The sequence below is a fragment of the Kitasatospora sp. NPDC004272 genome (genome assembly GCF_053603035.1).
The window spans coordinates 20,077-45,868 of the sequence record NZ_JBSGET010000041.1 but is presented as its reverse complement, the minus strand read 5'-3'; the positions used below and the strand labels follow the sequence as shown (position 1 = coordinate 45,868).

Sequence of the window (25,792 nt, the reverse complement as noted above, 5' to 3'; positions counted from 1 at the left end):
GAGCACGCACAGCCGGATCGCGCCGCAGGACACGAACTCGCACCGTCCCGCGATCCCGCTGGCGCGCTCGCCCCGCCGAGCGCGGCGCTCAGCGGGCCTGCAGCACCCCCGTGAGCCGTTCCGCGAGCGTGTCCCAGCGCCAGGCCGCGTGCACCCACGCGCGGCCCGCCTCGCCCATCCGGCGTCGCAGGCCCTCGTCGCCGAGCAGCCGCACCAGCCGCTCCGCGAGCAGCGTCTCCCCGCCCTTGCCGGGCACCACGTACCCGGTCTCGCCCTCGCGGACCGCGTCCGGGGCCCCGCCGGAGTCCCCGGCGACGACCGGGAGCCCGGTGGCGGAGGCTTCCAGGTAGACGATGCCCAGGCCCTCGACGTCGAGTCCGCCGCGCCGGGTGCGGCAGGGCATCGCGAAGACGTCGCCGGCCCCGTAGTGGGCCGGGAGCTCCTCCCAGGGCACCTCGCCGGTGAGGACCACCGAGGGGCGGACGCCCACCGTGTCGACGAGCTTCTCCAGTTCGGCCCGGTGGGGGCCGCCGCCGACGATCAGCAGCACCGCGTCGGGGTGGGCGGCGAGCACCCGCGGCCAGCTGCGGATCAGGGTGTCCTGGCCCTTGCGCGGCACCAGCCGGGACACGCACACCACCACCGGCCGTTCGCTGAGCCCGAGCCGGGCCCGTACGGCGTCGCCGCCGGAGTCCGGCCGGAAGGCCGTCTCGTCGACGCCGGGCGGCAGTCGGACCATCCGCCGGGCGGCGTCCGGTCCGACCGCCCGGGCGATCCGGGACCGGGTGTACTCGCCGAGGTAGGTCAGCACGTCGGTGCCGGCCCCGACCCGGCGCAGCAGTTGGGCGGAGAGCGGCAGTTGGGCCCAGGCGGCCTCGTGCCCGTGGGTCATGCCGAGCAGCCGCTGCGCGCCGGCCCGGCGCAGCGCGGGGGCCATCAGTCCGAGCGGGGCGGCGGCGCCGAACCAGACCGAGGTGCAGCCCTCGGCGCGGAGGAGGTCGGCGGCGCGGCGGGTGACCCGCGGGGTGGGGAGCATCATCCTGGTCCGGTCGCGGATCACCGGGAAGGGCTGCCGGGCGTCGAACTCGGCGACCTCGCGGCCGTCGCGCCAGGTGGAGGCGTACACCACGATCGAGCCCGCGGGCTGCCGGACGGCCATGTTGTGGATGAACGTCTGGATGCCGCCGGGCCGGGGCGGGAAGTCGTTGGTGACGATGAGGGTCTTGTGCATGCCTCGGCTCGCTCGGTCGGGGGGTGCTCGGACTACCTGTGCGTGGTCCGTACGATAGGTCACCGTGTCCGTTCACCGGGAACACGGCCCCGCAGTGCGGCGGGGTGCGGCCCGGGCCCCGCAAGGGGGGCTCGGACACGGTTCGGTGAAGGTTGGGACCGCCGTCGCAACCTTTCGGGCGGGGCGTCGCTCCTTAACCGGTGAGGCAACCGGTGGGGACCCGGCGTGCCCGGTGTCCCGACGCGCACGCGACGACCCGAAGGAGCGCAGTGGAGTCAGCCCAGGCCGAGGAGGCCGGCGGCGCGGAGCAGGTGGCTCCGTCGTCCCCTGCCGTTGCCGTGCCGAGCCGCCGTCCGCTGTGGGCGCTGGCGGCCGGCTGGGTGGCGACCCGGACGCTGATCGTCCTGATGGTCGTCAACGTCCTGAGGATCGGCGACGTCAGTTCCGACATCTCGGTGATCTACCACAGCTGGTACGAGGTGCTGCGCACCGGCACCTTCCCGCTGGACGACGTGACCTGGCAGTACCCGCCGGGCGCGGCGCTGGTGATCCTGGCGCCGGGGCTGCTGCCCTGGTCGTACCTGGTGTCGTTCTTCGTGATCTGCGGCGTGGTGGACGCGGCCGCGATGGCGCTGCTGATGCGCGCCGGGGTCCGCAAGGGCCGCAGCTACCTGGGCGGCTGGTACTGGGTGGTGGGCGTGCCGCTGCTCGGGCCGACGGCGTACTGCCGCTACGACATCATCGTGACGGCGCTGGCCGTCGCGGGCCTGCTGGTGATGCTGCGGCGCCCGGCGCTGAGCGGGGTGCTGCTGGGCCTGGGCGGGCTGCTGAAGGTGTGGCCGCTGCTGGCGCTGATCGGTTCGCCGCGCGGGCGGCGGACCCGGCGGGTGTGGACCTCGGCGCTGGCGTTCGCGGCCGCGCTGGGCTTCCTGCTGACGGCGGGCATGAACGGGGCGTTCGAGTTCCTGAAGTTCCAGTCGGAGCGCGGCATCGAGATCGAGTCGGTGGGCGCGCTGCCGCTGCACTTCGCCCGGCTGGCCGGGTCCTGGCACGGCACCGTGACGATGAACTACGGCTCGACGGAGTTCCTGGGGCCGTGGGTGCCGGTGATCTCCAAGGTGATGGTCGGGCTGTCGGTGGTGGGCTTCGGCTGGCTGCTGGTGTGGCGGCTGCGGGCGGCCCGCTGGACGTCGGCGACCACCTTCGACGCGGCGCTGTGCGCGCTGCTGATCTTCGTCACGACCAGCCGGGTGATCTCCCCGCAGTACATGATCTGGGTGGTCGGCCTGGTCGCGGTGTGCCTGACGGTGCGGGGCAGCAGCCAGCGGCCGGTGGCGGTGCCGGTCCTGGTGGCGTCGGTGCTGACCACGGTGGAGTTCCCGGTGATGTTCGGCGCGGTGAACCATAGCCAGCTGGGCGGGGTGCTGGTGCTGACCGCCCGCAACCTGCTGCTGGTGGTGTGCACGGTGCTCTCGGCGTACCGGCTGTGGCGCTCCACCCGGCGCGCCGAGGCGCTGACCACGGTGGTGCTGCCGGCCGAGCAGGTCGCCCCGCAGTACCCGGTGCGGCCGGGCATCGCCTACGAGCAGGACCTGCTGGACGACCTGACCCCGGTGGACCGGGCCTGACGGCCGCCCTCCCGCACCCTCCCTTGCAAGTTTCTGCAAAGCCTTGCAGAGCGGGGCGGGGTGCTGCCACCATCACCGGATGATCGACTACGACATCCTGATCGTCGGCGGCCTCGGCGTGGACACCATCGTGCGGGTGGACCGGCTGGAGGTCCCGCCGGGCCGCGACTCGATCGGCGTCCCCCCGGTGCTGGACTACCCCGCGCACACCGGCAACGGCGTCGCGCTGGCCTGCCTGGCGCTCGGCCTGCGCACCAAGTTCGCCGACTTCCTCGGCGACGACCCGCAGGGCGCCCTGATCCTCGCCGAGTACGCCCGCCGCGGCCTGGACTTCAGCCACCTGCCCGCCCCGGCCGGCACCCCGCGCAGCGTCAACCTGGTCGACCGGGACGGCCTGCGGTTCTCCTTCTACGACGGCCGGCACCCGGCGGACGCCCGGCTGCCGCGCGAGTTCTGGCTGCCGCTGCTGGAGCGCTCGGCGCACGTCCACCTGTCGATCACCAACGTCAACCGGGACATGTACCCGGACATCGAGCGGCTGGGCCGCACCAGCTCCACCGACCTGCACGCCTGGGACGGCGCCGACGAGCACCACCTGCACTACGCGCTCCGCTCGGACCTGGTCTTCCTCTCCGCGGCGGGCCTGGCGAACCGCCCGGAGGCGGTGATGCGCGCGGTGCTGGAACGGGGCCGGGCCGAACTGGTGGTGGCCACCGCGGGCGCGGACGGCGCCTTCCTGCTGACCCGCGGCGACGCCGCGCCCCGGCACTTCCCGGTCGTCGACCCGGGCGCGCCGGTGGTGGACAGCAACGGCGCGGGCGACGCCTTCGTCTCCGGCTTCCTGCACCACCGGCTGGCGGGCCGCCCGGTGGAGGAGTGCATGCGGGCCGGCGCGGTGGCCGGGGCGCACACCTGCACCGTCGCGGGCACCCACACCGCCTTCCTGGACGCGGCGGGCCTGGAGCGGGCGCTCACCACCGCCTGATCCCGGGGTCAGTTCCCGAGTTTGGCCACCTCGCCCGCCCACGCCTTGGTGAACTCCACCGGGCCGAGCCCGAGTTGGGCCTTCATCGCGCGTTCGAGGCCGCCCTCGCCGGCGGCCCCGACGGCGCGGTAGAACGCCACCAGCCGGTCCTGCCCGTACCGGCGGGCGATCAGGTCGCAGGCCATCCAGGCCTGCTCGTACGCCTGGGCGATGCCCTCCGCGCCGGCCGTGAACGCCGCGTCCTCGGGCAGCGCGGCGGGGGCCCGCCCGGCCCGGACGTCCTTGACCAGTTCGGGGGCGACCTGCCGGGCGGTGCGCCCGGAGCCCAGGTAGCCGGTGTAGTCGGCGACCCCCTCGGAGAGCCACAGCGGCGTCCAGGACCTGGTGTCGGCCCGGGTGGCGACGTGGGTGGCCTCGTGGGTGACCACCACCCGGCGGCCGAGGTCGCTGAGCTGCCGGTAGGCGTCCGGGTTGACCACGATCCGGTCGGCGGGGGTGTGCACGGGGGCGCCGCCGACCGCCAGGGTGACCGCGGCTATGCCCTGGTAGGCGTCCGCGGACACGTCCATCCGGCGGGCGAACTGCTGCTCGGTGAGCGGCAGTTCGAGCAGCAGCCGGGTAGCGGACGGGCCCCAGACGGCCTCCACCGCGGGCACCGCGCGGTCGGCGAGCGCCGCCAGCGCGGCCAGCTCGGCGCCCTCGCCGAGGCCGAGCACCAGGCTGTGGGCGCCCTCCACGGCCCGGACGGTGCCCAGGTCCCAGGGCGCGGCCGCGCCGGTCGGCGTCTCCCGGGCCACCCGCCAGCCGCCCTCCTCCCGCACCAGCTCCAGCTGCCGCTCCAGCAGCGCCGGGTAGTCGTCCACCCCGGTCAGCCGGTAGGCCAACTCGGCGCCGACGGTGAACCGGTCCGCCCCGGCCGGCGGCTCGGTGAACGAGGTCAGCCGCAGCCCGTACGCGGTGAAGCGCAGCCCGGCGGTGCGGGTCAGCAGGTCCCGGTCGGCCTCCTCGGCGCCCCGCGCGGACAGCGCCAGCAGCGCGTCGGCGTCCCGCTCGGCGACGGCCCGGCCGCGCAGCGACAGCACCTGGACGGCGGCCTCCCGCAGCCCGGACGGCGGCCGACCCGGGTACTCGGCGGCGGCCGGCCGCGGCGGGCCGGGCAGCGCCCGGGGCAGCGACAGCTGGGTGGCCGCGGCGGCGGCCAGCAGCAGGGCGGCGCGCCGGGACAGCGGGGCACCGGCCCGCGGCGGCGGCCCGGGGGCCGGCGGCAGGTCGGTGACCAGGGGTTCGTCGACGAGGCTCAGACCCGCACCACCGTGTTGACCGGCATCGCGTTCACGCTCTCGTACCGGACCCGGGCGCCGGGGTAGGGCGCGTGCACGACGACGCCCCCGCCGGCGTACATGCCGACGTGGTGCCTGTCGCTGTAGAAGATCACCAGGTCTCCGGGCCGGGCTTCGGCGAGGCTCACCCGCCGGCCGGCCGAAGCCTGCGCCTGCGAGGTCCGCGGCAGGGTCACTCCGGCCTGCCGCCACGACCAGTACATCAGACCGGAGCAGTCGAAGGTGCCCGGCCCGGTGGATCCGTAGACGTACGGGGAGCCGATCTTGGAGAGCGCGGCGGCCAGCGCGACGGCGGCGCGGTCCGAGGAGGGCGGCTGGTCGCCGAGGTCGATCCGGTCGGTGCCGCGGGTGGCGCGCTGCCGGGCCTCGTGGGCGTCGTCGGCGGCCATCCTGGCCCGCTCGGCGGGGGCGAGGCCGTTCAGCAGCTGCTGGGCCCTGGCCAGCCGCTGCCGGACGTCGTCCTTGGCGGCGGACAGCTGCCGCCGGGCCTGCTCCAGTTCGGCGAGCTTGGCGCCGGCCTCGTGCCGCCGCTCCTCCAGCCGGCGCTGCCGCTCGGCGAGCTCGCGCAGGCTCTCGGCCTGCCGGGAGGCGGCCTGTTCGAGTGAGCGGGCGCCGGTCAGGTAGCCGGAGGGGTCCTGGTCGAGCATCAGCCGGACGGTGGGGTCCACGCCCTGGGACCGGTACTGGTCGGCGGCGACGGCGGCCAGGTCGCCGCGCATCCGGTTCAGCTCCTCCTGTCCGGCGGCGACCTGGTCCTGCAGGCCGCCGGCCTCGGCCTGGAGCCGCTGCTGCCGCTCCTGGGCGGCGTTGTACTTCTCGGACGCCTGCTCGGCCTCCTCGTAGAGCTGGTCGACCTGGGCCTTGACCTCGCCGCGGCTCACCGGCTCGGCCGGGGTGAGCGGGGCGGCGGCGGCCCCGCCGACGGTCAGCCCGAGCGCGCCGGTGGCGGCGGCGGTGAGCGCCAGGGCGCGGGCCAGGCGCTGGACGCCGGGCAGCGGGGTGCGACGGTGCACGGACACGTGCGACGGCTCCGTTCTGCGGCCGGCCTCCGCCGCCGTCCGCCGTCGGACGGCCGTCCTCGCGGGGGCCCGGGGGCAGAGGTTAGCGAGTCGGATCGATCCAGTCCAAACCCCGACAGGCACGAATATTTGACCGCGAATCGGACACCAGGACGAGAACGGCCCGGCACCCCCTGCGGGGTACCGGGCCGGAGGCCGTGCCGGACCGTCAGATCCGGACGATCCGGTTGATCGGCATGACCGTCGCCGACTCGTAGCGGACCTGCGCGCCGGTGTGCGGGGCGTGGACGATCTGCCCATTGCCGACGTACATGCCGACGTGGTGCTGGTCGCTGTAGTAGATGATCAGGTCGCCCGGGCGGGCGTTGGCGATGTCGGTGCCCAGGTTGGTCCCGGCCCCGGCCTGCGCCTGCGAGGTGCGCGGGATCGACACGCCGGCCTGCTTGTAGGCCCACTGCATCAGGCCGGAGCAGTCGAAGGTGCTCGGACCGGCCGCGCCGTAGGAGTACCAGCTGCCGAGCTTGGAGACCGCCGCGCCGACCGCGTTGCCCGAGAAGCTGGAGGACGCCGGGGCGTTCAGCTCCACCCGGACGGTGTCGCGGGAGGCGTGCTGGTCGGCGTCGCGGGAGGCGCGCTGCGCGGCGTCGGCCTTCGCCTTGGCATCCGCGGCGGCCTTCGCCTCGGCGGCGGCGAGCTGGTCGCGCTCCTGCTGGGTCAGCGTGTTGAGCAGCTCCTGGGCCTTGGCCAGCTTCGCCTTGACGTCGTCCTTGTCGGCCTGCAGGGCCTTGGTGGTGGTGTCCAGCTCGGCGAGCTTGGACTCGGCCTCCTTGCGCTGGGCGTCGAGCTTGGCCTGCTCGGACTTGAAGGTCTTCAGCAGGTCCGCCTGGGTGGAGCCGACCGCGTTCAGCGTGCCGGCCTCCCCGAGGAACGAGTCCGGACTGCTGGAGAGCATCAGCTGCATGGTCTGCGGCATGCTGCCGCTGCGGTACTGCTCGGCGGCGATGCCCGCCAGGCCCTCCTGCGCGGTGGTCACCTGCTCCTGCTGCCGGGCGAGCTGGTCCTGGAGCTGGCCGACCTGCTTCTGCAGCTCCTGCTGCTTCTCGACGGAGGCGTTGAGCGCCTCCGTCTTGACCTCGGCCTGCTCGTTGAGCTGGTCGACCTGCTGCTTGACCTGGTCCTTGGTGGGCGCGGGGTCGGCGTGCGCACCGCCCTGGGCGGACAGCGCCACGGCAGCGGCGGCGGTGGCAGTGAGAATCGAGACCCGGGCACGGCCGACGGGCTTGGGACGGCGATGGGACGCCACGAAGGCGGACTCCTTCTTCCTCACACCGCCTACCGGGTGAGCTGACGGGTTCGGGCCGGAAGAGATGTGCCCTACGACGCCTCACCGACCGCACGCGGCCGTCCCGGCGCCGATTCACCCCGGGGGAACGTGGTTCCCCGGCTCCGTTCGACAGCACCCCCGTAGGGGTATCCCCGTCAGCAGACCCGGTGTTGACGGTCTGCCCGCTGCGTCACGGACTCGGCGGCGACCCCCGCCGCCGCCCCCCTTGGGCGATCGACTCTGCGGTGGTCGAAGCACGACCCTAGTAACCGATCCGTGATCCGTTCAAATCCTTGTCGGAAAAAAATCTGATTCTGAATCAAATACCGCAATGAATCTGACCGAACGTGATCGATTACTTACACAGAGCGTAATAATTCTCACGATACGGTCGGGAAATGCCTCGCCCGGACGTGTCGCGGATCACAGGGGGATCTCGACCCGTCCGGGCGTGTCACGATGCGTCAGTTGTCGCCCGGTGGGGCGTTTGTCCGATTTTTCGGACCGTCAGACCCGGCGGATGGTGGAGATCGGCAGGGTGTCGACCTTCATCGTCTTCACCACGTCACCGGTGCGCGGGGCGTGCACCACCAGGCCGTTGCCGATGTACATGCCGACGTGGTGCCGGTCGCTGTAGTAGATGACCAGGTCGCCGGGCTGCGCGTTGTGCCAGTCGGTGCCCACGTTCACGCCGTAGCTGCCCTGCGACTGCGAGGTGCGCGGCAGCGAGACGCCGGCCTGCTTGTACGCCCACACCATCAGGCCCGAGCAGTCGAAGGTGCTCGCACCGGTGGCGCCCCAGACGTACGGCGAGCCCTGCTTGCCGAGCGCGGCCGACACCGCGGTCGCCGCGTAGCCGCTGGCCTGCGGCAGGGTGGACGGGTCGACCCGGGAGGCGCTGCGCGAGGCGGTGCCGCCGCTGCCCTGGAGGATCGCGGCCCGGTCCGCGGCGTTCAGCCTGGAGAGCAGCTTCTGCGCCTCGGCGAGCTTGCTGTTCACGTCGTTCTTGGCGTCGTTGAGCGCCTGGGTCTGGGTGTCCAGCTCGTGCAGGACGGCCGCGGCCTCCTGCTTCTGCTGGTCCAGGCGGCGCTGCTGGTCCTTGAGGGACTTGAGCGTCTCGGCCTGGGTGCTGGCGGCCTGGTCGAAGGAGGACGCCTTGGTCAGGTACTGGTCCGGGTCGGCGGAGAGCATCAGCTGCATCGACGGGTCGACACCGCCCTGCCGGTACTGGTCCCCGGCCACCGCCGCGAGCCCGGAGGCCAGCTCGGTCAACTGCTCCTGGCCGCGGGCCACCTGGTCCTGCAGGTCGCTGGCCTGCTTGCGCAACTGGTCGGCCCGCTCCTTGGCGCCGTTGTACTTCTCGGCCGCCTGCTCCTGCTCCTCCAGCAGCTTGTCGACCTGCGCCTTGACCTCGTCCTTGTTCGGCTGGGCCGGGGCGGCGTGCGCGCTGGCCTGGGCCGTCAGGGCGACCGCGGTCGCGGCGGCGGCGGTGAACACGGAGATCCGCGCACGGCTCGGCTGCTTGGGACGGCGGTGGGAGGCCAAGGGGGTGCTCCTTCTTCCTGCTGGACTCACCCCAAAGAGTGATGGTCCGGAATATAGGTTTGACGCCAGACCCTAGTGAAGTCCCCACCCCCGCGTCCACTCCCGGGGGGCTTCCGGCCCCGGGCACCCGCCCCCCTTCACCGGACCGTCACACTCCGGTCGCCCTGAGGTCCCCTGACCCCGTCTCAGCTGCGCCTCTTCAGCTGCGCGCGAGCCGGTTCAGCAGCAGCACCGAGGCCACCGGCCGGGCACCCGCCTTGCGCACCCCGTCCGCCACCTCCCGGTCGGCGGAGACCACCACCACCGGCCGTCCCTGCGGCTCGGCCCGCACCAGCCGGCGGATCAGCTCGTCCGCGGTCTCCCCGGTCCGGCTGAACCGCACCCGGACGCCGCGCGGCGGGGCCATGATCACCGGCACGTCGAGGTCCTGGCCGTCGAACACGCAGGTCACCTCGGCCTGGGTCCGCTGGGCCAGCATCGCCAGCCCGCCCAGCAGTCTCATCCGCTGCTGCTCCAACGGCAGTTGGGGGTAGCCGGTCTTGGTCACGTTGTAGCCGTCCACCACGAGGTGGACCTGCGGGATGGCCAGCAGCTGGTCCAGCAGCGCCGGGTCGTCCTCGGCCAGGCCGCGCCGGGCCACGTCGTGCGGCGAGGCCGAACCGGGCTCCACCGCCTCCACCAGGTCGGCCGGGCGCAGCGCCGTCACCGGCAGCGCCAGCTCCCGCTGCAGGCCCTGGGCGGACTGCAGCACGGTGTCCAGCAGCAGGCGCAGCCGCATGTCCTCCACGCTGCGGCCCTCGCGGACGCTGCGCCGCCCGCTCTCCACCGCGGCCTCCAGTTCGGCGACCCGGTGCCGCAGCCGCCGGGCCTCGCTCTCGGCGGTGCTGCGCTCGGCGGCCGCGGCGGCCCTGGCCGCCTCCAGCTCCCCGGCCAGCCGGCGGCTCTCGGCCTGCGCCCGGCGGGTGTCCGCCTCCAGCGAGCGGACCTTCTTGCGCAGCGACTCCGCCTCCTTGCGCACCCCCTCGGCCTCGGCCCGGTGCCGCTCCAGCTCGCCGCGGGCGGCCGACCTGGCCTCCGCCAGCTCCTCCTGGAGCTTCTCGGCCAGCCGGGCCGCCTCGGCGACGGCGCCCTCGGCGTCGACCCGCTCGGCCTGCTCGCCGGCCTCCTCCACCAGCCTGGTCCAGCCGGCCGGGCGCACCAGGTAGGCGGCGGCCGCCACGTCCATCGGGTCGGCGGCGGCCGGGACGGTGCCCGCCTCCAGCGCCTGCACCAGGTCGGGCTGGCCCAGCCGCAGCCGCTCGGCTATCCGGACCCGGAACGCCGGGTCCGACTCCAGCGCGGCGGCCAGCGCGGTCGCCGCGTACTTGGCCCGCCGGGCGGGGGTGAACTTGGCGTACGGGCGCAGCGAGGCGGGCAGTTCGCCCGCCGCGATGCCGCCGAGCGCGTCCGAGGCGATGCCGACCACCCGCCGGCGCACGCCCTCCGGCAGGGGGCGCCCGGCCGTCTCCGTGCCGCCGTGCGGCTCCGGGGCCGGGGCGGGCGCGGTCCCGTCCGGGCCCGCGGGCGCGTTCGCTGCCTCCGCCACTGTCCTCGGCTCCGATCCTGGTCCGGGCGGGCCCTCCCGGCGGGTGCCGGGCGGGGCGTTGGTGTCCGCCGCTGCTGCCAATTGTCCCGTCTACCGTGCCGCACCGACAGCACCCCGCCGACGAGTCCGCCCCGCGCCCCCGTCCGGGGCGGACGGGAACGCGGGGCGGTGGGTGCGGTGTCAGCCCTGCTGGGCGTCGCCCTCCGCGGGCTCCTCGGCGCCCGGCCGGGCCACCAGCTCGACCTGGTCGACGGCGTTGCACCAGCGGCAGCGCACCGACTCGATGGTCTCGGACAGCACCTGGGTCTCCTCGACCTTGGACTCGCCGGAGAGGTCGAAGTGCAGGAAATCGGTCACCCGGGACGAACGGGTGACGTCGAAGCGGGTCAGGTTGCCGCACAGGGTGCAGCGCCAGCGGGTCTCGGCGGTCGGCGCGGCAATGCTCATCAGTGGTCCCTCTCGGCTGGTCCCGGTTCCGGGCCTCCAGCCTATTGCCTGCCGCCGGACGGGCGGATCACCGGTCCACAGCCCGGACGCTCACCCGGCCGGAGCAGCGCCCGGTGTCGCGGGTGCGCCCCCGAGGAATGCTGACCGGCATGGTGCTCTCCGCCCCCGCCCGGGCCGGTTCGCCGGCGGCCGAGCGGGCCGTCCGCACCCCGGTCGCCACGTACCTGCTGATCGCGCTGGCCGCACTGGTCATGCTGGCCGGTCCGGCCGGCCTCAACCCGCTGTACGGCAGCGGCGACGCGCGCGCCTGCGCCGAGCAGCGCTACGAGCACCGCTGGGGCGCGGTCCCGGCCGAGCTGCTCGGCGGGCACCCGCTGACGGCGGCCCAGCTGTCGGCGCTCCCCCCGGCGGCGCCCGGCTGCGTGCTGCCGGCCACCCCCGGCAAGATCCCCGAACTGTCGGCGCTGACCGCGCTGTTCGTCCACGCGGGCTGGCTGCACCTGATCGGCAACCTGCTGTTCCTGTTCGTCTTCGGCCCGGCGGTGGAGGCCCGGCTGGGCCGGGTCCGCTTCCTGACCGGCTACCTGGCGATCGGCGTGCTGGCCACCTACGGCTACGCGCTGGCCGAGTCGGGCACCCCGGACGCGGTGCGGGCGCTGGTCGGCGCGTCCGGCGCGATCGCGGGGGTGCTGGGCGCGTACCTGCGGCTGTACCCGAGGGGTCGGGTGACCGCGCTGGTGCCGCTGCTGCTGTTCCTGCCGCTGCGCCTCCCGGCCTGGCTGGTGCTCGGCCTGTGGTTCGTCCTGCAGTTCTGGTCGGTCACCTCCGGCGGCGACGGGGTGGCGTACCTGGTGCACGTGATCGGCTTCGTGACGGGCTGGTTGTTCGCCTGGGCCGCCCGTCCGGCGGGCGATACCCTGGGCGCACCTTCTCGAACAGGAGTTGCTCAGTGATCACCGCGATCGTCCTCATCAACACCGACGTCGACCGGATCCCCGAGATCGCCGAGGCGATCGCCGCCATCGAGGGCGTCAGCGAGGTCTACTCCGTCACCGGCACCTACGACCTGGTCGCGATGGTCCGGGTCCGGGGCCACGAGGACCTGGCCGAGGTCATCCCCGGCCGCCTCAACAAGGTCCCGGGCGTCACCAACACCGAGACCCACATCGCCTTCCGCACCTACTCCCAGCACGACCTGGAGGCCGCGTTCTCGCTCGGCCTGGACGGCTGAGCCCCCGGCGGCGCCTCAGTGCTGCTGGGTGTCGACGACGCAGCGGCCGCCCTCGTTGCGGTAGCTCCACTTCGCGCCGTCGCTGACCAGCTCGCGCACGGCGGTCAGGAACCGGTCCAGGTGCTCGACCGGGGTCCCGGCGCCGAAGCTGACCCGGATCGCGTTCAGGCTGCGCTCGCCGGGCAGCGAGGACTCCGGCGCCCCGCACTCACTGGGGGCCGCCTCCTCCCCGCCCAGCAGGGTGCGCACCAGCGGGTGCGCGCAGAACAGGCCGTCCCGGACGCCGATGCCGTACTCGGCGGACAGCGCGGCCGAGAAGTGCGAGCTGTTCCAGCCGCGCACCACGAACGAGACCACGCCGACCCGGTCGGAGCCCTCGCCGAACAGGTTGAGCACCCGCACCTCGGGGATCCCCGCCAGGCCCTCGGTCAGCTTCGCCACCAGCGCCCGCTCCCGGGCCTCCAGCTCCTCGAAGCCCGCCTCGTCCAGCGCCCGGCAGGCCGAGGCGATCGCGTACGCGCCGATCACGTTCGGCGAACCGGCCTCGTGTCGCGCCGGGCCGGTGTGCCACTCGACCGCCACCGAGCCGTCCAGCTCCCGGGCCACCGTCCGGCTGGCCCCGCCGCCGGCCAGGTACGGCTCCGCCGCGTCCAGCCAGTCGGAGCGGCCCGCCAGCACGCCGGCGCCGAACGGCGCGTACAGCTTGTGCCCGGAGAACGCCACCCAGTCGACGCCCAACTCCCGCACCGAGACCCGGTGGTGGGGCGCCAGCTGGGCCGCGTCCAGCACCACCCGGGCGCCGTACCGGTGCGCGACCTCGGTCAGCTCCTTCACCGGCCACAGCTCGCCGGTGACGTTCGACGCCCCGGTCACGCAGAACAGCTTCGGCCCCTCGGACGCGCCCAGCAGCGCCTCCTCCAGCGCCGCCACCGCCTCGGCGTGCGAACGCGGCGCCCGCAGGTAACGCACCGCCAGGCCCTCGCTCCGCCACGGCAGCAGCGAGGCGTGGTGCTCGGTCTCGAACGCGAACACCTCGGTCCCGGCCGGGACCGCCCCCGCGAGCAGGTTCAGCGAGTCGGTGGTCGCCCGGGTGAACACCACCTGGTCCCCGTCCCGCAGGTCCAGGAACTCCGCGACGGTCCGCCGGCTCTGCTCGAACAGGTCGGTCGACAGCTGCGACAGGTAGCCGGCCCCGCGGTGCACCGACCCGTAGTACGGCGCGTACGCCGCGACGTCGTCCCACACCCGCTTCAGCGCCGGGGCGCTCGCCGCGTAGTCCAGCGCCGCGTACCCGACCTTCTCGCCGGAGGCCAGCGGAACCTCGACGTCCGCGCCCAGTACCGCCAGCGGCTCGCAGATCTCGGTGGTCACAGACATGGGTGCACTCCTCCACGGGGTAAGGACCCCGGAGGCAGCCGCACCGGAAGTCCGCGCTTGCCACGCGGACCTGTCGCCGCGCAGCCCGGTCCTCACCCAGGGCACCCCGCCACGGACGGAGGGTTGCCGGACAGCCAGCTGGGGCTTTGCGCTGTCACTCATGACCTGGCGAAGACAGTACACGACACCCACCCCGTCTCAACACCCGTCCGCATACCGAGACGCTTCGGCACGCGCATGGGCCCCGACAGGGGCCCGGGGAACGGCGGGTCGGTGCTGCGCATGGGCCCCGACAGGGGCCCGGGGAACGGCGGGTCGATGCTGCTGACGGCCGGAGCCCACCGAAGTGTCCGTGCTGCTGCGTGCAGTGAACAGAACCCGAAGCAGACGCGCGCTCCGGCAGTGCACCGCCAGCAGACCGGGCCTCGCCGTTCCCCGAGCCCCTGGATGCGTGCCCTCGTGAGCCCCTGGCGGTGCCCGTCAGGCTTGGGTCGCCTCCGCCCAGCGCTTCAGCAGCGCCCCCGCCGCCCCGGAGTCGATCGCCGCCGCCGTCCGCACCATCGCCGCCGCGATCTGCTCGGTGAGCGGCGCCTCGCCCAGCTCCAGCGCGACCAGCGCGGCCGCGCTGTTGAGCAGGACGGCGTCCCGCACCGGCCCGCGCTCGCCGTTCAGCACCCGGCGGGCGACGTCCGCGTTGTACTCGGGGTCCGCGCCGCGCAGCGCCTCGATGCCGACCAGGTCGATCCCGACGTCCCGCGGGTCGAACGCGGTCTCCGTCACCTCGCCGCCGCGGATCACCCAGACGTGGGAGGTGGTGGTGACGGTCAGCTCGTCGAGCCCGTCGTCGCCGCGGAAGACCAGGCCCTGCGCGCCGCGCCGGGCCAGCACGCCGGCGATCAGCCCGGCCAGCCGGGTGTCGAAGCAGCCGACGGCGTGCGAGGTGACCTTCGCCGGGTTGGTGAGCGGGCCGAGGATGTTGAAGACCGTGGGGACGGCCAACTCGGCGCGCGCCTGGGCGGTGTGCCGCATCGAGGGGTGGAACTTGGCGGCGAAGCAGAAGGTCAGGCCGACCTCCTCGGCCGTCGCCGCGACCCGCTCCGCGGAGAGGTCCAGGTTGACGCCGAGCCGCCCGAGCACGTCCGAGGAGCCGGAGGCGGAGGAGGAGGCCCGGTTGCCGTGCTTGACGACCTTGGCGCCGGCCGCGGCCGCGACCACCGCGGACATGGTGGAGATGTTGACGGTCTTGGCCCGGTCGCCGCCGGTGCCGACGATGTCGACGGCCGGCCCGGGGATGTCCAGCGGGAGGGCGTGCGCGTACATCGCCTCGACCAGGCCGGCGATCTCCTCGACCGTCTCGCCCTTGCCGCGCATGGCGATCAGGAAGCCGGCCACCTGCACGGGGCTGGCCTCGCCGCTCATGATCCGGTCCATCGCCCAGGCGGTGTCGGCCTGCGTGAGGTCGTCGCCCCCCAGCAGCGAGCTCAGCAGGTCGGGCCAGGTGCGGACCACCTGCGCGGGGTCGCTACCGCCGTTCGCAGAGTGCGCGTTCACCATGGCTGACTCCAGCTCTCGTCGTCGTCCCGGAGGGATCCCAGAGGAATGGACGTCAGCCTATCGAGCGAGCGGGGACGGCCGCCCGGGGTTGCCGTCCCCTTCTCTCCAGTTGAGACGCGGTGGTGGGACGACCCGCCGCCGGGTCAGCGCCCGGCGGGCGCCCGCCGGGCGAGCCGGGCCCGCAGCAGGGCGGTCGCGGCGTCGGCCAGCGCGACCGGGTCGACGGGGTGCGAGATGGCCGCGTCGGCCCGGCTCCAGGCGGCGAGCCAGGAGTCCTGCGGGCGGCCGATCACGACCAGGACCGGCGGGCAGCCGTAGATCTCGTCCTTCAACTGCCGGGTCAGGCCGAGCCCGCCGACGGGGGCGGCCTCGCCGTCCAGCACGCAGAGGTCGACGCCGCCCTTCTCCAGGGCGCGCAGCACCGCGGGGGCGGTGGCGCACTCCAGGTAGTCGAGGGCGGGGACGTCCGCGGCGGGCCGCCTGCCGAGGGCGAGGGTCACCTGCTCACGGGTGTTGCGGTCGTCGCTGTAGACGAGAACGGTGAGCGTCTCGTCGGAGTGCTGCGCCATGGCCCCTGCTTCCTGGTGCTCGTCCTCTTATATGTGTGCCCACGCCGGGCGGCCCCGACCGAACGGCCCAGTGTGACCCGGACCACGTCCTGGGACGGATGCTACTCCCGCGCGCCCGTCCTGCGGAGACCCCGACGCGATCTCGCTCAAGCCGCCGCGCCCTGGACTCACTCCACCGGCGCAGTGCGCTCACCCGCTCCGAACAACCGTCAGAAAACGGGCGGTGCGCGAGGCGGGCATACCTCACGCACCGGACACTCCGAGGGAGACCCCCCGACGTGAAGACGGAATAAGGGACCGACATAATGTCCGTCGTGGCGACAGCAACAGCAACAGAAACCGGACACGCGCACGGAGCGGTCAACAGGCCGAACCTGGTCAGCGTCGGAACCATTGTCTGGCTGAGCTCGGAGCTGATGTTCTTCGCGGCCCTGTTCGCGATGTACTTCACCCTCCGCTCGGTCAAGGGTGCCGAGTTCTGGCACGAGAAGGCCCATGCCCTCAACGTGCCGTTCTCCTCGGTCAACACCACGATCCTGGTGCTCTCCTCGCTCACCTGCCAGCTCGGCGTGTTCGCCGCCGAGCGCGGTGACGTGAAGAAGCTGCGCTCGTGGTTCACGATCACCTTCGTGATGGGCGCCATCTTCATCGGCGGCCAGATCTTCGAGTACACCGAGCTGGTCAAGAAGGACGGCCTCTCGCTGTCCTCCGACCCGTACGGCACGGTGTTCTACCTGACCACCGGCTTCCACGGACTCCACGTGACGGGTGGTCTGATCGCCTTCCTGCTGGTCCTCGGACGGACCTACGCGGCGCGGCGGTTCACCCACGAGCAGGCAACCGCGGCGATCGTGGTGTCGTACTACTGGCACTTCGTCGACGTCGTGTGGATCGGCCTGTTCGCGACCATCTACCTGATCAAGTAACAGCCGCCCCGCCCCTGACCCGGCGTCACCTCGACGCGTGGGAGTCGGGGGCAGGCTGCTGCCGACCAGATCCTGACACCGGGGTTATTCCGTGAAAAAGCTCTCCGCACGACGGCGCCACCCACTGGCGGCGGTCGTCGTCCTACTTCTCGCCCTGGCGGCCACCGGGGGGCTGTACGCCGCTTTCGCGCCCGCCGGGAAGGCGCAGGCCGACAGCTCCGCGCAGTCGCTCGCCATCGACGAGGGCAAGAAGCTCTTCGCCGTCGGCTGCTCCTCCTGCCACGGCCTGAACGGCCAGGGCACCTCCGACGGCCCGTCGCTGGTCGGCGTCGGCTCGGCCGCGGTCGACTTCCAGGTCGGCACCGGCCGCATGCCGGCCCAGCAGCCGGGCGCCCAGGTCCCGCGCAAGAAGAACATCTACTCGCAGGCCGAGATCGACCAGCTGGCCGCCTACGTGGCCTCGCTCGGCCCCGGCCCGGTCGTCCCGGGCAAGGAGCAGTACGAGCCGTCCACCGACGCCGTCACCAACGCCGAGCAGGTCGCCAAGGGTGGCGAGCTGTTCCGCACCAACTGCGCCCAGTGCCACAACTTCGCCGGCAAGGGCGGTGCGCTGACCAACGGCAAGTACGCCCCGTCCCTCGAAGGCGTGGACGCGAAGCACATCTACGAGGCCATGCAGACCGGCCCGCAGAACATGCCCTCCTTCCCCGACACCACCATGCCGGAGGAGCAGAAGCGCGAGATCGTGGCGTTCGTCCGCCACACGAACGACGAGCCCAACCCGGGTGGTCTCGCCCTGGGCAGCCTCGGTCCGGTGACCGAGGGCCTGTTCGGCTGGATCTTCGGTCTCGGCACGCTGATCGCCATCGCGATCTGGGTCGCCGCCCACACCACCAAGGCCAAGAAGTCATGAGCCACGACATGTCAGAGAACCTGCCGGAGGCGCACGGCGCCTCCCACGGCACGGACGTCGTCTCCCACGACGACCCGTTCGCCGACCCGGGCCTGCCGGCCCACGAACCGCGTCGGACCGACATCGACGAGCGGGCCGCCAAGCGGGCCGAGCGCCAGGTGTCGCTGCTGTTCGTGGTCTCGATGCTGGCGACGATCGGCTTCATCGCGTCCTACGCGGCGATCGACGCCGACAAGCTGGTCTACATCTTCCCGCTGGGCCACGTCAGCGCGCTGAACTTCGCCCTGGGCACGACCCTCGGCCTCGCGCTGTTCTGCATCGGCGCGGGCGCGGTCCACTGGGCCCGCACCCTGATGTCGGACCACGAGCTGCCGGCCGAGCGCCACGCGATCGAGGCCGACGACGACGTCCGCAACGACGTCATCGAGCAGTTCAAGACGGGTGCCGCGGAGTCCGGCTTCGGCCGCCGCAAGATGATCCGCAACACGCTGATCGGCTCGATGGCCCTGGTGCCGCTGGCCGGCGTGGTGCTGCTGCGCGACCTCGGCTCGCTGCCGGGCAAGAAGCTGCTGCACACCGGCTGGGTCGACGCGACGGCGAGCCAGCCGATCAAGCTCGTCAACATGAACACCAACGAGCCGATGAAGCCCGAGGACATCGTCCAGGGCTCGCTGACGTTCGCCAAGCCCGAGGGCCTGGAGGAGTCCGCCGAGGACTTCCAGCAGCAGATCGCCAAGGACGCGCTGATGATCGTCCGGATCGCTCCGGAGGACATCAAGGACAGCGAGTCCCGGGAGAAGGGCTTCGAGGGCATCCTCGCCTACTCGAAGATCTGCACCCACGTCGGCTGCCCGATCTCGCTGTACGAGCAGCAGACCCACCACGCGCTCTGCCCCTGCCACCAGTCGACCTTCGACCTGGCGGACGGCGCTCGCGTCATCTTCGGCCCGGCCGGCCACCCGCTGCCGCAGCTGAAGATCACCACCGATGAGCAGGGCTACCTGATCGCCACCGGCGACTTCGACGAGCCCGTCGGCCCGAGCTACTGGGAGCGTCCGCGATGAGTTCCGCAAGCGGCACCAAGAACAGTGCCCCCAAGCCGGCCAGCACCCGTGCCAAGCCCGCCAACAAGGCGGAGGCGGCCGCCGACTGGGTCGACGGCCGGCTGGGGATCTACTCCCTGGCCAAGGCCAACCTGCGCAAGATCTTCCCGGACCACTGGTCCTTCATGCTCGGTGAGATCTGCCTCTACAGCTTCATCATCATCATCCTCACGGGTGTGTACCTGACGCTGTTCTTCAAGCCGAGCATGGCGGAGACCGTCTACCACGGTTCCTACCTGCCGCTGAACGGCATCAAGATGTCGGAGGCGTACGCCTCCACGGTGAACATCAGCTTCGAGATCCGCGGCGGTCTGCTGATCCGCCAGATCCACCACTGGGCCGCGCTGGTCTTCGTGGCCGCGATGTTCGTCCACATGATGCGCGTCTTCTTCACCGGCGCGTTCCGCAAGCCGCGCGAGATCAACTGGCTGTTCGGCTTCCTGCTGCTGTGCCTGGGCTTCTTCGACGGCTTCTTCGGCTACTCGCTGCCGGACGACCTGCTGTCGGGCACCGGCATCCGCTTCATGGAGGGCGCGATCCTGGCGGTGCCGATCGTCGGCACCTACATCCAGATGTTCCTGTTCGGCGGCGAGTTCCCGGGCACCGACATCATCCCGCGCTTCTTCACCATCCACGTGCTGCTCATCCCGGGCATCATGCTGGGCCTGCTGGTGGCGCACCTGATCCTGGTCTTCTACCACAAGCACACCCAGTGGGCGGGCCCGGGCAAGACCGAGAAGAACGTCGTCGGCATGCCGCTGATGCCGGTCTACATGGCGAAGGCCGGCGGCTTCTTCTTCCTGGTCTTCGGCATCATCGCGGTGATGTCCGCGGTCGCCACGATCAACCCGGTCTGGGCGTACGGCCCGTACCGTCCGGACCAGGTCTCCACCGACGCCCAGCCCGACTGGTACATGGGCTTCGCCGAGGGCCTGATCCGCTTCATGCCGGGCTGGGAGGTCTCCGTCTGGGGCGGCCACACGCTGAACCTGGGCGTGTTCATCCCGCTGATGATCTTCCCGCTGGTCCTGGTCGCCATCGCGGTGTGGCCGTTCATCGAGTCCTGGGTCACCGGCGACAAGCGCGAGCACCACATCCTGGACCGCCCGCGCAACGCCCCGGTCCGCACCGCGTTCGGCGCGGCCTGGATCGCGCTGTACCTGGTCCTGCTGGTCGGCGGTGGCAACGACCTGTTCGCCACCCACCTGCACATGTCGATCAACACGATCACCTACGCGGTCCGCGTCGGCTTCTTCGTGGTGCCGGTCCTCACCTTCATCGTCACCAAGCGCTGGTGCCTCGGCCTCCAGCGCCGCGACAAGGACAAGGTGCTGCACGGGCGCGAGTCCGGCATCATCAAGCGCCTGCCGCACGGTGAGTTCGTCGAGGTCCACACCCCGCTGGCGCAGAAGGACCTGCACACCCTCACCGCCCACGAGCAGCCCCAGCCGCTGGAGCTGCCCGCCGAGACGGACGAGAACGGTGTGGCCCGCAAGGCCGGCGTGATCACCAAGACCCGGGTGAAGCTCTCCGAGGGCTTCTACGGCGAGGGCAACCAGATCGCCAAGCCCACCTCCGAGGAGTACCACGAGATCACCAGCGGCCACGGCCACCACTGATCCGTGTAGCTGTCACGCCACGTCAGAACCCCCATCGGCTCCGGCCGGTGGGGGTTCTGGCATACCGGGACGGTTCCGGCCCGGCGCCCTGTTATGTTGGCCGGGTGCACCTGGTGATCGACGCCCAGTCCCCGACCCCGCCCTACGAGCAGATCCGCTCGCAGGTCGCCTCCCTGGCCCGTACGGGTGAACTCCCGGTCGGCCTGAAGCTCCCCACCGTCCGCGCCCTCGCCGAGCAGCTGGGCCTCGCCGCGAACACGGTGGCCCGCGCCTACCGCGAGCTGGAGTCCGACGGCGTGGTCGAGACCCACGGCAGGGCCGGCACCACCGTCGCCCCCACTGGCGACACCGCCCACCGGCTGGCCGCCACCGCCGCCGCCGAGTACGCGGCCCGCACCGCCCGCCTCGGCCTCAGCCGGGACGAGGCCCTGGCCGCCGTCGTCACCGCGCTCGACGTGGCCCACCGCTGACACGCGTCGGAGCGGCCGCTCCCCCACCGGGGACCGGCCGCTCCCGTCCGTGCGCGCCCCTCACACCGCCCGGTGCGTGACCTCGTCGCCCGAGACCGTCCACAGCACCGGCACGCCCGCCAGTTCGGTGTCCGGCACGGTCAGCGGGTTCTCCGCGAGGACGGTCAGGTCCGCCCGGCCGGAGCTCCTGGCTCCCCGGGCGGACCTCGCCGCACGTCACCGGTCCGCGACCCGCACCGCCGGCGCCGAGGCATCCGCGCCGGTGCTCGCGCTCGCGCCGGCCGACGGACTCGCCGACGGGCCCGGGGTCGCGTTCACCCCGTCCTCGGGGGCCGCCGTACTGACCGGCTTGCCCAGCGCGCTGTGCTTCACGTACTCGTCGAAGCTCACGTTCCAGTCGCCGAACCCGTTGCCGAACGGCTCCATCTCGTGGCCCTTGCTGTTGACCACCTGCACGATGTCACCGACCCGGGTGTTGTCGAAGAACCACTTCGCCTCGTCGGTGCTCATCCCGGTGCAGCCGTGGCTGACGTTCTCCTTGCCCTGCGCCCACACCGACCACGGCGCGGCGTGGACGTACTCGCCGCTCCAGGTGACCCGGGTCGCCCACTTCACGTCCAGGTCGTAGGACTCGCTGCTGCCCGCCGCGATCCCGATCGTCTCGCTGCTCATCCGGACGTCCGACTCCTGGCCCAGCACCACCTTGACGCCGTTGCGGGTGTCGAAGCCGGGCTTGCCGGTGGTGACCGGGATGGTCTTCACCACCTCGCCGTTGCGCTTGTAGGTCAGCTGGTCGGTGCCCGCGTCGACCAGTGCCTCGATCCGGTCGCCGGTCCGCAGCGCGAGGCTCTGCTCCTCGCCGCCGTAGACGTCGTCGGATATCCGGATGCCGGGCAGGGCGTAGGCGAGCTTGACGGTGGTGTTGGCGGGCCAGTAGTCCTGCGGCCGGAAGTGCAGGTTCTCGTCGTCGACCCAGTACCAGGCGCCGGTGACGGCGGGCTGCGAGGTGACGGTGAGTCCGCGTTCGATCTGCTGCCGGGCCGCCGGGTCGGTGACCGCCTCGGAGAGCTTGACGGTGAGCGGCTGGCCGACGCCGTAGACGCCGCTGCCCGAGCTGTCGGGGCCGAGTTCGGCGGTGACGACGTGCTGCGCGTCGGCGGTGGTGAAGCTGGAATCGGTCTCGCCGTGGCCGCCCTTGCCGTCCTCGGCCGCGACCTTGACGGTGTACGCGGCCCCGGCCCGGAGCGGGTCGGTGGTCTGCCAGTGCTGCTGGTCGGCGGCGAGCTGACCGGCCACCGGCTTCCCGTCGGGGCCGGTGACGGTGACGGCGGCGAGCTTGGTGCTGCCGTCCGCGGTGACGCTGAACGCCTTCGCCGGGTCGGCCTTCTGCCCGGCGGCCGAGGTGTGCACCAGCGGGGTCACGTCGATCTGACGGGACGTTTCCTTCTCCTGCGAACCGCCGTCGGCGGAACAGGCCGCGGCCGGGGCCAGGACCAACATGGCGGCCAGCGCGGTGCGGGTGGAGCCGGCTATCCGAGAGCCCTTCAACGGAACCTCCCAGGGGTGTGAACCTGCCTCAGAGCGTAGGAAGGCGTCACCCGGTCGGCACTCCGGGTAACCCGGGCGGGGGACGACGCCCGGTAACCCCGGGAACGACGGCGGGCCGGGCACCCCCCGAGGGGGAGCCCGGCCCGCCGTGCGGCCTGCGCGATCCGGAACCTACTGGTTCTGGTTCTCGCCGCGGTAGAACTCGAAGACCCAGCCGAACAGGCCGATCAGGATGATCGGGATCGACCAGAACAGCAGCCACCAGCCGAAGATGACGCCCAGGAAGGCCAGCGCGCCACCGATCGCCAGCGAGAGCGGCTGCCAGCTGTGCGGGGCGAAGAAGCCCACCTCGCCGGCGTCGTCCGAGACCTGGGCCTCGGGGTTGTCGCCCGCGCCGGTGTCCACCCGCTTCGCGGTGAACGCCAGGTAGAAGCCGATGAAGGCGCACAGGCCGAAGGCCAGGAAGAGCGCGGTGGTGCCGGCGGCCTCCAGGCCGTGGTCCGACTTACCGGTCCAGATCATGTAGGTGATGGCGATCGCCAGCACGAACACGGACAGGCCGGCGAAGATCTTGCCCTGTTCCTTCATCGGGCGTCACCCTCATTCTTGCCCTTGCCCAGCGACGGACGGTCGTACTGCGCGGGGGTCACACCCTCGAAGTGCTTGGCCGGCTCCCCGTGGTTCTCCAGGTAGTCCAGCGCGGCGATCTCCGGGTGGTGCAGGTCGAAGGCCGGGGACTCGGAGCGGATCCGCGGCAGGGTGGTGAAGTTGTGCCGCGGCGGCGGGCAGGAGGTCGCCCACTCCAGCGAGCGGCCGTAGCCCCACGGGTCGTCGACCTCGACCTTCTCGCCGTACTTGGCGGTCTTCCAGACGTTGTAGAGGAACGGCAGGATCGACAGGCCGAGCAGGAACGAACCGATGGTCGAGACGGTGTTCAGGGTGGTGAAGCCGTCCGAGGCCAGGTAGTCCGCGTAGCGGCGGGGCATGCCCTCCGCGCCCAGCCAGTGCTGGACCAGGAAGGTGGTGTGGAAGCCGATGAACAGCGTCCAGAAGGTGATCTTGCCGAGGCGCTCGTCCAGCATCTTGCCGGTCATCTTCGGCCACCAGAAGTGGAAGCCGGCGAACATCGCGAAGACGACGGTGCCGAACACCACGTAGTGGAAGTGCGCGACGACGAAGTACGAGTCCGAGACGTGGAAGTCGATCGGCGGGGAGGCGAGCAGCACGCCGGTCAGGCCGCCGAAGAGGAAGGTGACCAGGAAGCCGACCGTCCAGAGCATCGGGGTCTCGAAGCTCAGCGAGCCCTTCCACATGGTGCCGACCCAGTTGAAGAACTTCACACCGGTCGGGACCGCGATCAGGAAGGTCATGAACGAGAAGAACGGGAGCAGTACCTGTCCGGTCACGTACATGTGGTGCGCCCACACCGTCACCGAGAGGCCGGCGATGGCGATGGTCGCGGCGATCAGGCCGGAGTAGCCGAACATCGGCTTGCGGCTGAACACCGGGATGATCTCGGAGACGATGCCGAAGAACGGCAGCGCGATGATGTACACCTCGGGGTGGCCGAAGAACCAGAACAGGTGCTGCCAGAGCAGCGCTCCGCCGTTCGTCGGATCGAAGACGTGCGCCCCGAACTTCCGGTCCGCCTCCAGGGCGAACAGCGCGGCCGCGAGGACCGGGAAGGCCAGCAGGACCAGCACGGCGGTCAGCAGGACGTTCCAGACGAAGATCGACATCCGGAACATCGTCATGCCGGGCGCGCGCATGCAGATGATCGTGGTGATGAAGTTGACCGCGCCGAGGATGGTGCCGAAGCCGGAGAAGGCCAGACCCATGATCCACATGTCGGCGCCGATGCCCGGCGAACGGACCGCGTCGCTCAGCGGCGAGTAGGCGAACCAGCCGAAGTCGGCCGCGCCCTGCGGGGTCAGGAAGCCCGCCACCGCGATGATCGAGCCGAACAGGTACAGCCAGTAGGCGAACATGTTCAGGCGCGGGAACGCGACGTCGGGGGCGCCGATCTGGAGCGGCATGATCCAGTTGGCGAAGCCCGCGAACAGCGGGGTGGCGAACATCAGCAGCATGATCGTGCCGTGCATGGTGAACGCCTGGTTGAACTGCTCGTTCGAGAGGATCTGCGTCCCCGGACGGGCCAGCTCGGCACGCATGACCAGGGCGAGCACGCCGCCGATCAGGAAGAAGGCGAACGAGGTCGCCAGGTACATCGTGCCGATCGTCTTGTGGTCAGTGGTGGTGAGCCACTTGATGATCGCGTTGCCCGGCTTGCGCACCCGCGGAGTCCCCGAGGTGACGGCCCCGGCTCCCCCACCGGCCGCGGCGGGCTCGTTGAGGATGGTCACTTCTCTTCACTACTTCCCGTGGTGGGGAGGATGCCTGCGGGAACCGCGCCGGCCTGGCCCTTGTCGCGGAGGTCCTTGAGGTGCTGCTCGTACTCGTCCGCCGACACGACCTTCACGTTGAACAGCATCCGCGAGTGGTCGACGCCGCAGAGCTCGGCGCACTTGCCGCGGTAGGTGCCGAGCGCGGTCGGAGTGACCTGGAACTCGTTGACCACACCGGGCACGACGTCCATCTTCATCATGAAGTTGACGGGCCAGAAGTCGTGGATGACGTCGTTGGAGGTCAACCGGAACTTCACGGTCTCGTTGATCGGCAGGTAGAGCGTCGGAGGCTCCTTGGTGCTGCCGACCTCGTACGCGGCGGTGGTGCTCGCCGGGTCCGGGATCTCGGAGTTCTCGTAGTTGAACGCCCAACTCCACTGGAAGCCCACCACGTTGATGGTGTGCTGGGGCTTCGCGTCGACCTTCGTCAGGGCCGACTCGTCGCGGGCGACGAAGTAGAAGAGCACCGAGACGATGACGAGGGGGACCGCGGTGTACAGCGCCTCGATGGGCACGTTGTACCGGGTCTGAGCGGGGACCTCCACCTTGGTGCGGCTGCGCCGGTGGAAGAACACGCTCCAGAGGATCAGACCCCACATCAGTGCGCCAACAATCAGAGCCGCGATCCACGAGCCCTGCCACATGTGAAGGACCAGCGGGCCTTCCTTGGTGACGGGACTGGGGAGGCCAAGCCTGGGCAGGTCGTTGGCCGAGCAGCCGGTGGCGGTCGCGATGACGAGGCCCAGTGCCAGCGCCTGAGGCAGCTTCCGCCGCATCGTGCGCCGCGGCGAGCGGTCGGAGCCGTTGGGACTCACGTAGCGCCTTCCCGAAGTCTCGCCCGCGAACGCACCACCGGGAGGAGACTGTTGTCAGGTCTCCTCGGCGGCCCGGCCACGGGCACGGTTTGAATGCTTATGCGGGCCAAACGCTACTCCATCCTTATGCGGCACTCACGGGCAGCCCCCGGTAACGC

23 protein-coding genes and 2 riboswitches are annotated in these 25,792 nt (G+C 71.9%); of the genes, 9 read left to right on the top strand and 14 right to left on the bottom strand.

The window, feature by feature from the left end; all coding sequences use genetic code 11:
* Positions 1–88 precede the first annotated feature (88 nt).
* Positions 89–1,231 carry a glycosyltransferase family 4 protein gene (locus ACWEO5_RS15310; RefSeq protein ID WP_452162844.1) on the bottom strand — a complete coding sequence of 381 codons (1,143 nt, stop codon included), beginning with the start codon at positions 1,229–1,231 and terminating at the stop codon, positions 89–91.
* Positions 1,232–1,500: 269 nt separating this feature from the next.
* On the opposite strand from ACWEO5_RS15310, the gene ACWEO5_RS15305 reads away from it, so the two are divergent.
* Both ACWEO5_RS15305 and ACWEO5_RS15300 read left to right on the top strand, forming a co-directional pair.
* On the top strand, positions 1,501–2,859 hold the full coding sequence (locus ACWEO5_RS15305) for a glycosyltransferase 87 family protein (RefSeq protein WP_452162843.1): 1,359 nt from the start codon (positions 1,501–1,503) through the stop codon (positions 2,857–2,859).
* 79 nt (positions 2,860–2,938) lie between these two features.
* A complete protein-coding gene (locus ACWEO5_RS15300; protein WP_452162842.1) occupies positions 2,939–3,844 on the top strand; it encodes a carbohydrate kinase family protein in 906 nt (301 codons plus the stop codon).
* A gap of 8 nt (positions 3,845–3,852) precedes the next feature.
* Here the strand turns inward: ACWEO5_RS15300 and ACWEO5_RS15295 are convergent, their stop codons facing one another.
* The 6 genes from ACWEO5_RS15295 to ACWEO5_RS15270 all read right to left on the bottom strand — a co-directional run bounded on the left by ACWEO5_RS15295 (position 3,853) and on the right by ACWEO5_RS15270 (position 11,104).
* Positions 3,853–4,926: a hypothetical protein gene (locus ACWEO5_RS15295; RefSeq protein ID WP_452162841.1), complete on the bottom strand. Its 1,074-nt coding sequence runs from the start codon at positions 4,924–4,926 to the stop codon at positions 3,853–3,855.
* Between the two features lie 215 nt (positions 4,927–5,141).
* The gene (locus tag ACWEO5_RS15290) at positions 5,142–6,203 is read right to left on the bottom strand and encodes an NlpC/P60 family protein (RefSeq protein ID WP_452162840.1); all 1,062 of its coding nucleotides are present in this window, start codon (positions 6,201–6,203) and stop codon (positions 5,142–5,144) included.
* 208 nt (positions 6,204–6,411) lie between these two features.
* Positions 6,412–7,506: an NlpC/P60 family protein gene (locus ACWEO5_RS15285; protein WP_452162839.1), complete on the bottom strand. Its 1,095-nt coding sequence runs from the start codon at positions 7,504–7,506 to the stop codon at positions 6,412–6,414.
* Positions 7,507–7,516: 10 nt separating this feature from the next.
* Positions 7,517–7,672: riboswitch (cyclic di-AMP (ydaO/yuaA leader) on the bottom strand.
* 362 nt (positions 7,673–8,034) lie between these two features.
* Positions 8,035–9,072: an NlpC/P60 family protein gene (locus ACWEO5_RS15280; protein WP_452162838.1), complete on the bottom strand. Its 1,038-nt coding sequence runs from the start codon at positions 9,070–9,072 to the stop codon at positions 8,035–8,037.
* A 199-nt stretch (positions 9,073–9,271) separates the two neighbouring features.
* Positions 9,272–10,657: an NYN domain-containing protein gene (locus ACWEO5_RS15275; RefSeq protein ID WP_452162837.1), complete on the bottom strand. Its 1,386-nt coding sequence runs from the start codon at positions 10,655–10,657 to the stop codon at positions 9,272–9,274.
* A 180-nt stretch (positions 10,658–10,837) separates the two neighbouring features.
* Positions 10,838–11,104 (bottom strand): hypothetical protein, encoded by a 267-nt coding sequence (locus ACWEO5_RS15270; protein WP_123556374.1) that lies wholly within the window; start codon positions 11,102–11,104, stop codon positions 10,838–10,840.
* 149 nt (positions 11,105–11,253) lie between these two features.
* Between ACWEO5_RS15270 and ACWEO5_RS15265 the strand changes: the two genes are divergently transcribed.
* Both ACWEO5_RS15265 and ACWEO5_RS15260 read left to right on the top strand, forming a co-directional pair.
* Positions 11,254–12,057 carry a rhomboid family intramembrane serine protease gene (locus ACWEO5_RS15265; RefSeq protein WP_452162836.1) on the top strand — a complete coding sequence of 268 codons (804 nt, stop codon included), beginning with the start codon at positions 11,254–11,256 and terminating at the stop codon, positions 12,055–12,057.
* Positions 12,054–12,335: an Lrp/AsnC ligand binding domain-containing protein gene (locus tag ACWEO5_RS15260; protein WP_176187285.1), complete on the top strand. Its 282-nt coding sequence runs from the start codon at positions 12,054–12,056 to the stop codon at positions 12,333–12,335. Before ACWEO5_RS15265 ends, ACWEO5_RS15260 begins: the two co-directional genes overlap by 4 nt.
* A gap of 15 nt (positions 12,336–12,350) precedes the next feature.
* On the opposite strand, the gene ACWEO5_RS15255 is transcribed toward ACWEO5_RS15260, so the two are convergent.
* The 3 genes from ACWEO5_RS15255 to ACWEO5_RS15245 form a co-directional block, all read right to left on the bottom strand.
* Positions 12,351–13,712 (bottom strand): aminotransferase class V-fold PLP-dependent enzyme, encoded by a 1,362-nt coding sequence (locus ACWEO5_RS15255; protein ID WP_452162835.1) that lies wholly within the window; start codon positions 13,710–13,712, stop codon positions 12,351–12,353.
* Positions 13,713–13,760: 48 nt separating this feature from the next.
* A riboswitch (SAM riboswitch) is annotated at positions 13,761–13,878 on the bottom strand.
* Positions 13,879–14,192: 314 nt separating this feature from the next.
* Complete coding sequence (trpD, locus tag ACWEO5_RS15250) at positions 14,193–15,266, bottom strand: anthranilate phosphoribosyltransferase (protein ID WP_452162834.1); 1,074 nt, start codon at positions 15,264–15,266, stop codon at positions 14,193–14,195.
* 143 nt (positions 15,267–15,409) lie between these two features.
* On the bottom strand, positions 15,410–15,835 hold the full coding sequence (locus ACWEO5_RS15245; RefSeq protein WP_344554727.1) for a response regulator: 426 nt from the start codon (positions 15,833–15,835) through the stop codon (positions 15,410–15,412).
* 305 nt (positions 15,836–16,140) lie between these two features.
* Here ACWEO5_RS15245 and ctaE point away from each other — a divergent pair, with 305 nt between their 5' ends.
* The 5 genes from ctaE to ACWEO5_RS15220 all read left to right on the top strand — a co-directional run bounded on the left by ctaE (position 16,141) and on the right by ACWEO5_RS15220 (position 20,866).
* Positions 16,141–16,761, top strand: a complete 621-nt coding sequence (ctaE, locus tag ACWEO5_RS15240; RefSeq protein ID WP_030460978.1) for an aa3-type cytochrome oxidase subunit III — start codon at positions 16,141–16,143, stop codon at positions 16,759–16,761.
* 91 nt (positions 16,762–16,852) lie between these two features.
* Entirely contained in the window at positions 16,853–17,674 is an 822-nt protein-coding gene (qcrC, locus tag ACWEO5_RS15235) for a cytochrome bc1 complex diheme cytochrome c subunit (RefSeq protein WP_452162833.1), read from the top strand.
* An 8-nt stretch (positions 17,675–17,682) separates the two neighbouring features.
* On the top strand, positions 17,683–18,738 hold the full coding sequence (qcrA, locus tag ACWEO5_RS15230; protein ID WP_452162832.1) for a cytochrome bc1 complex Rieske iron-sulfur subunit: 1,056 nt from the start codon (positions 17,683–17,685) through the stop codon (positions 18,736–18,738).
* Positions 18,735–20,396 carry a cytochrome bc1 complex cytochrome b subunit gene (qcrB, locus tag ACWEO5_RS15225; protein WP_344554730.1) on the top strand — a complete coding sequence of 554 codons (1,662 nt, stop codon included), beginning with the start codon at positions 18,735–18,737 and terminating at the stop codon, positions 20,394–20,396. Before qcrA ends, qcrB begins: the two co-directional genes overlap by 4 nt.
* A 104-nt stretch (positions 20,397–20,500) precedes the next feature.
* Positions 20,501–20,866 (top strand): GntR family transcriptional regulator, encoded by a 366-nt coding sequence (locus ACWEO5_RS15220; protein WP_452162831.1) that lies wholly within the window; start codon positions 20,501–20,503, stop codon positions 20,864–20,866.
* A gap of 216 nt (positions 20,867–21,082) precedes the next feature.
* Here ACWEO5_RS15220 and ACWEO5_RS15215 read toward each other — a convergent pair whose 3' ends face one another.
* From ACWEO5_RS15215 to ctaC, 4 genes are all read right to left on the bottom strand, one after another.
* Positions 21,083–22,414, bottom strand: coding sequence for an Ig-like domain-containing protein (locus ACWEO5_RS15215; protein ID WP_452162830.1), 1,332 nt, complete (start codon positions 22,412–22,414; stop codon positions 21,083–21,085).
* Positions 22,415–22,585: 171 nt separating this feature from the next.
* The gene (locus tag ACWEO5_RS15210; protein ID WP_033216773.1) at positions 22,586–23,002 is read right to left on the bottom strand and encodes a cytochrome c oxidase subunit 4; all 417 of its coding nucleotides are present in this window, start codon (positions 23,000–23,002) and stop codon (positions 22,586–22,588) included.
* Positions 22,999–24,777 carry an aa3-type cytochrome oxidase subunit I gene (ctaD, locus tag ACWEO5_RS15205; protein WP_380272979.1) on the bottom strand — a complete coding sequence of 593 codons (1,779 nt, stop codon included), beginning with the start codon at positions 24,775–24,777 and terminating at the stop codon, positions 22,999–23,001. Before ctaD ends, ACWEO5_RS15210 begins: the two co-directional genes overlap by 4 nt.
* Entirely contained in the window at positions 24,774–25,634 is an 861-nt protein-coding gene (gene ctaC / locus ACWEO5_RS15200; RefSeq protein WP_452162829.1) for an aa3-type cytochrome oxidase subunit II, read from the bottom strand. Before ctaC ends, ctaD begins: the two co-directional genes overlap by 4 nt.
* Positions 25,635–25,792: the final 158 nt, after the last annotated feature.

Excerpts from the sequence above, each read along its gene's own strand:
- ACWEO5_RS15265 (WP_452162836.1), top strand. The coding sequence starts at position 11,254 with ATGGTGCTCTCCGCCCCCGCCCGGGCCGGTTCGCCGGCGGCCGAGCGG.
- ACWEO5_RS15255 (WP_452162835.1), bottom strand. The coding sequence starts at position 13,712 with ATGTCTGTGACCACCGAGATCTGCGAGCCGCTGGCGGTACTGGGCGCG.
- qcrB (WP_344554730.1), top strand. The coding sequence starts at position 18,735 with ATGAGTTCCGCAAGCGGCACCAAGAACAGTGCCCCCAAGCCGGCCAGC.
- ctaE (WP_030460978.1), top strand. The coding sequence starts at position 16,141 with ATGTCCGTCGTGGCGACAGCAACAGCAACAGAAACCGGACACGCGCAC.
- qcrA (WP_452162832.1), top strand. The coding sequence starts at position 17,683 with ATGTCAGAGAACCTGCCGGAGGCGCACGGCGCCTCCCACGGCACGGAC.
- ACWEO5_RS15300 (WP_452162842.1), top strand. The coding sequence starts at position 2,939 with ATGATCGACTACGACATCCTGATCGTCGGCGGCCTCGGCGTGGACACC.
- ACWEO5_RS15245 (WP_344554727.1), bottom strand. The coding sequence starts at position 15,835 with ATGGCGCAGCACTCCGACGAGACGCTCACCGTTCTCGTCTACAGCGAC.
- ACWEO5_RS15270 (WP_123556374.1), bottom strand. The coding sequence starts at position 11,104 with ATGAGCATTGCCGCGCCGACCGCCGAGACCCGCTGGCGCTGCACCCTG.
- trpD (WP_452162834.1), bottom strand. The coding sequence starts at position 15,266 with ATGGTGAACGCGCACTCTGCGAACGGCGGTAGCGACCCCGCGCAGGTG.
- ACWEO5_RS15310 (WP_452162844.1), bottom strand. The coding sequence starts at position 1,231 with ATGCACAAGACCCTCATCGTCACCAACGACTTCCCGCCCCGGCCCGGC.
- ACWEO5_RS15210 (WP_033216773.1), bottom strand. The coding sequence starts at position 23,002 with ATGAAGGAACAGGGCAAGATCTTCGCCGGCCTGTCCGTGTTCGTGCTG.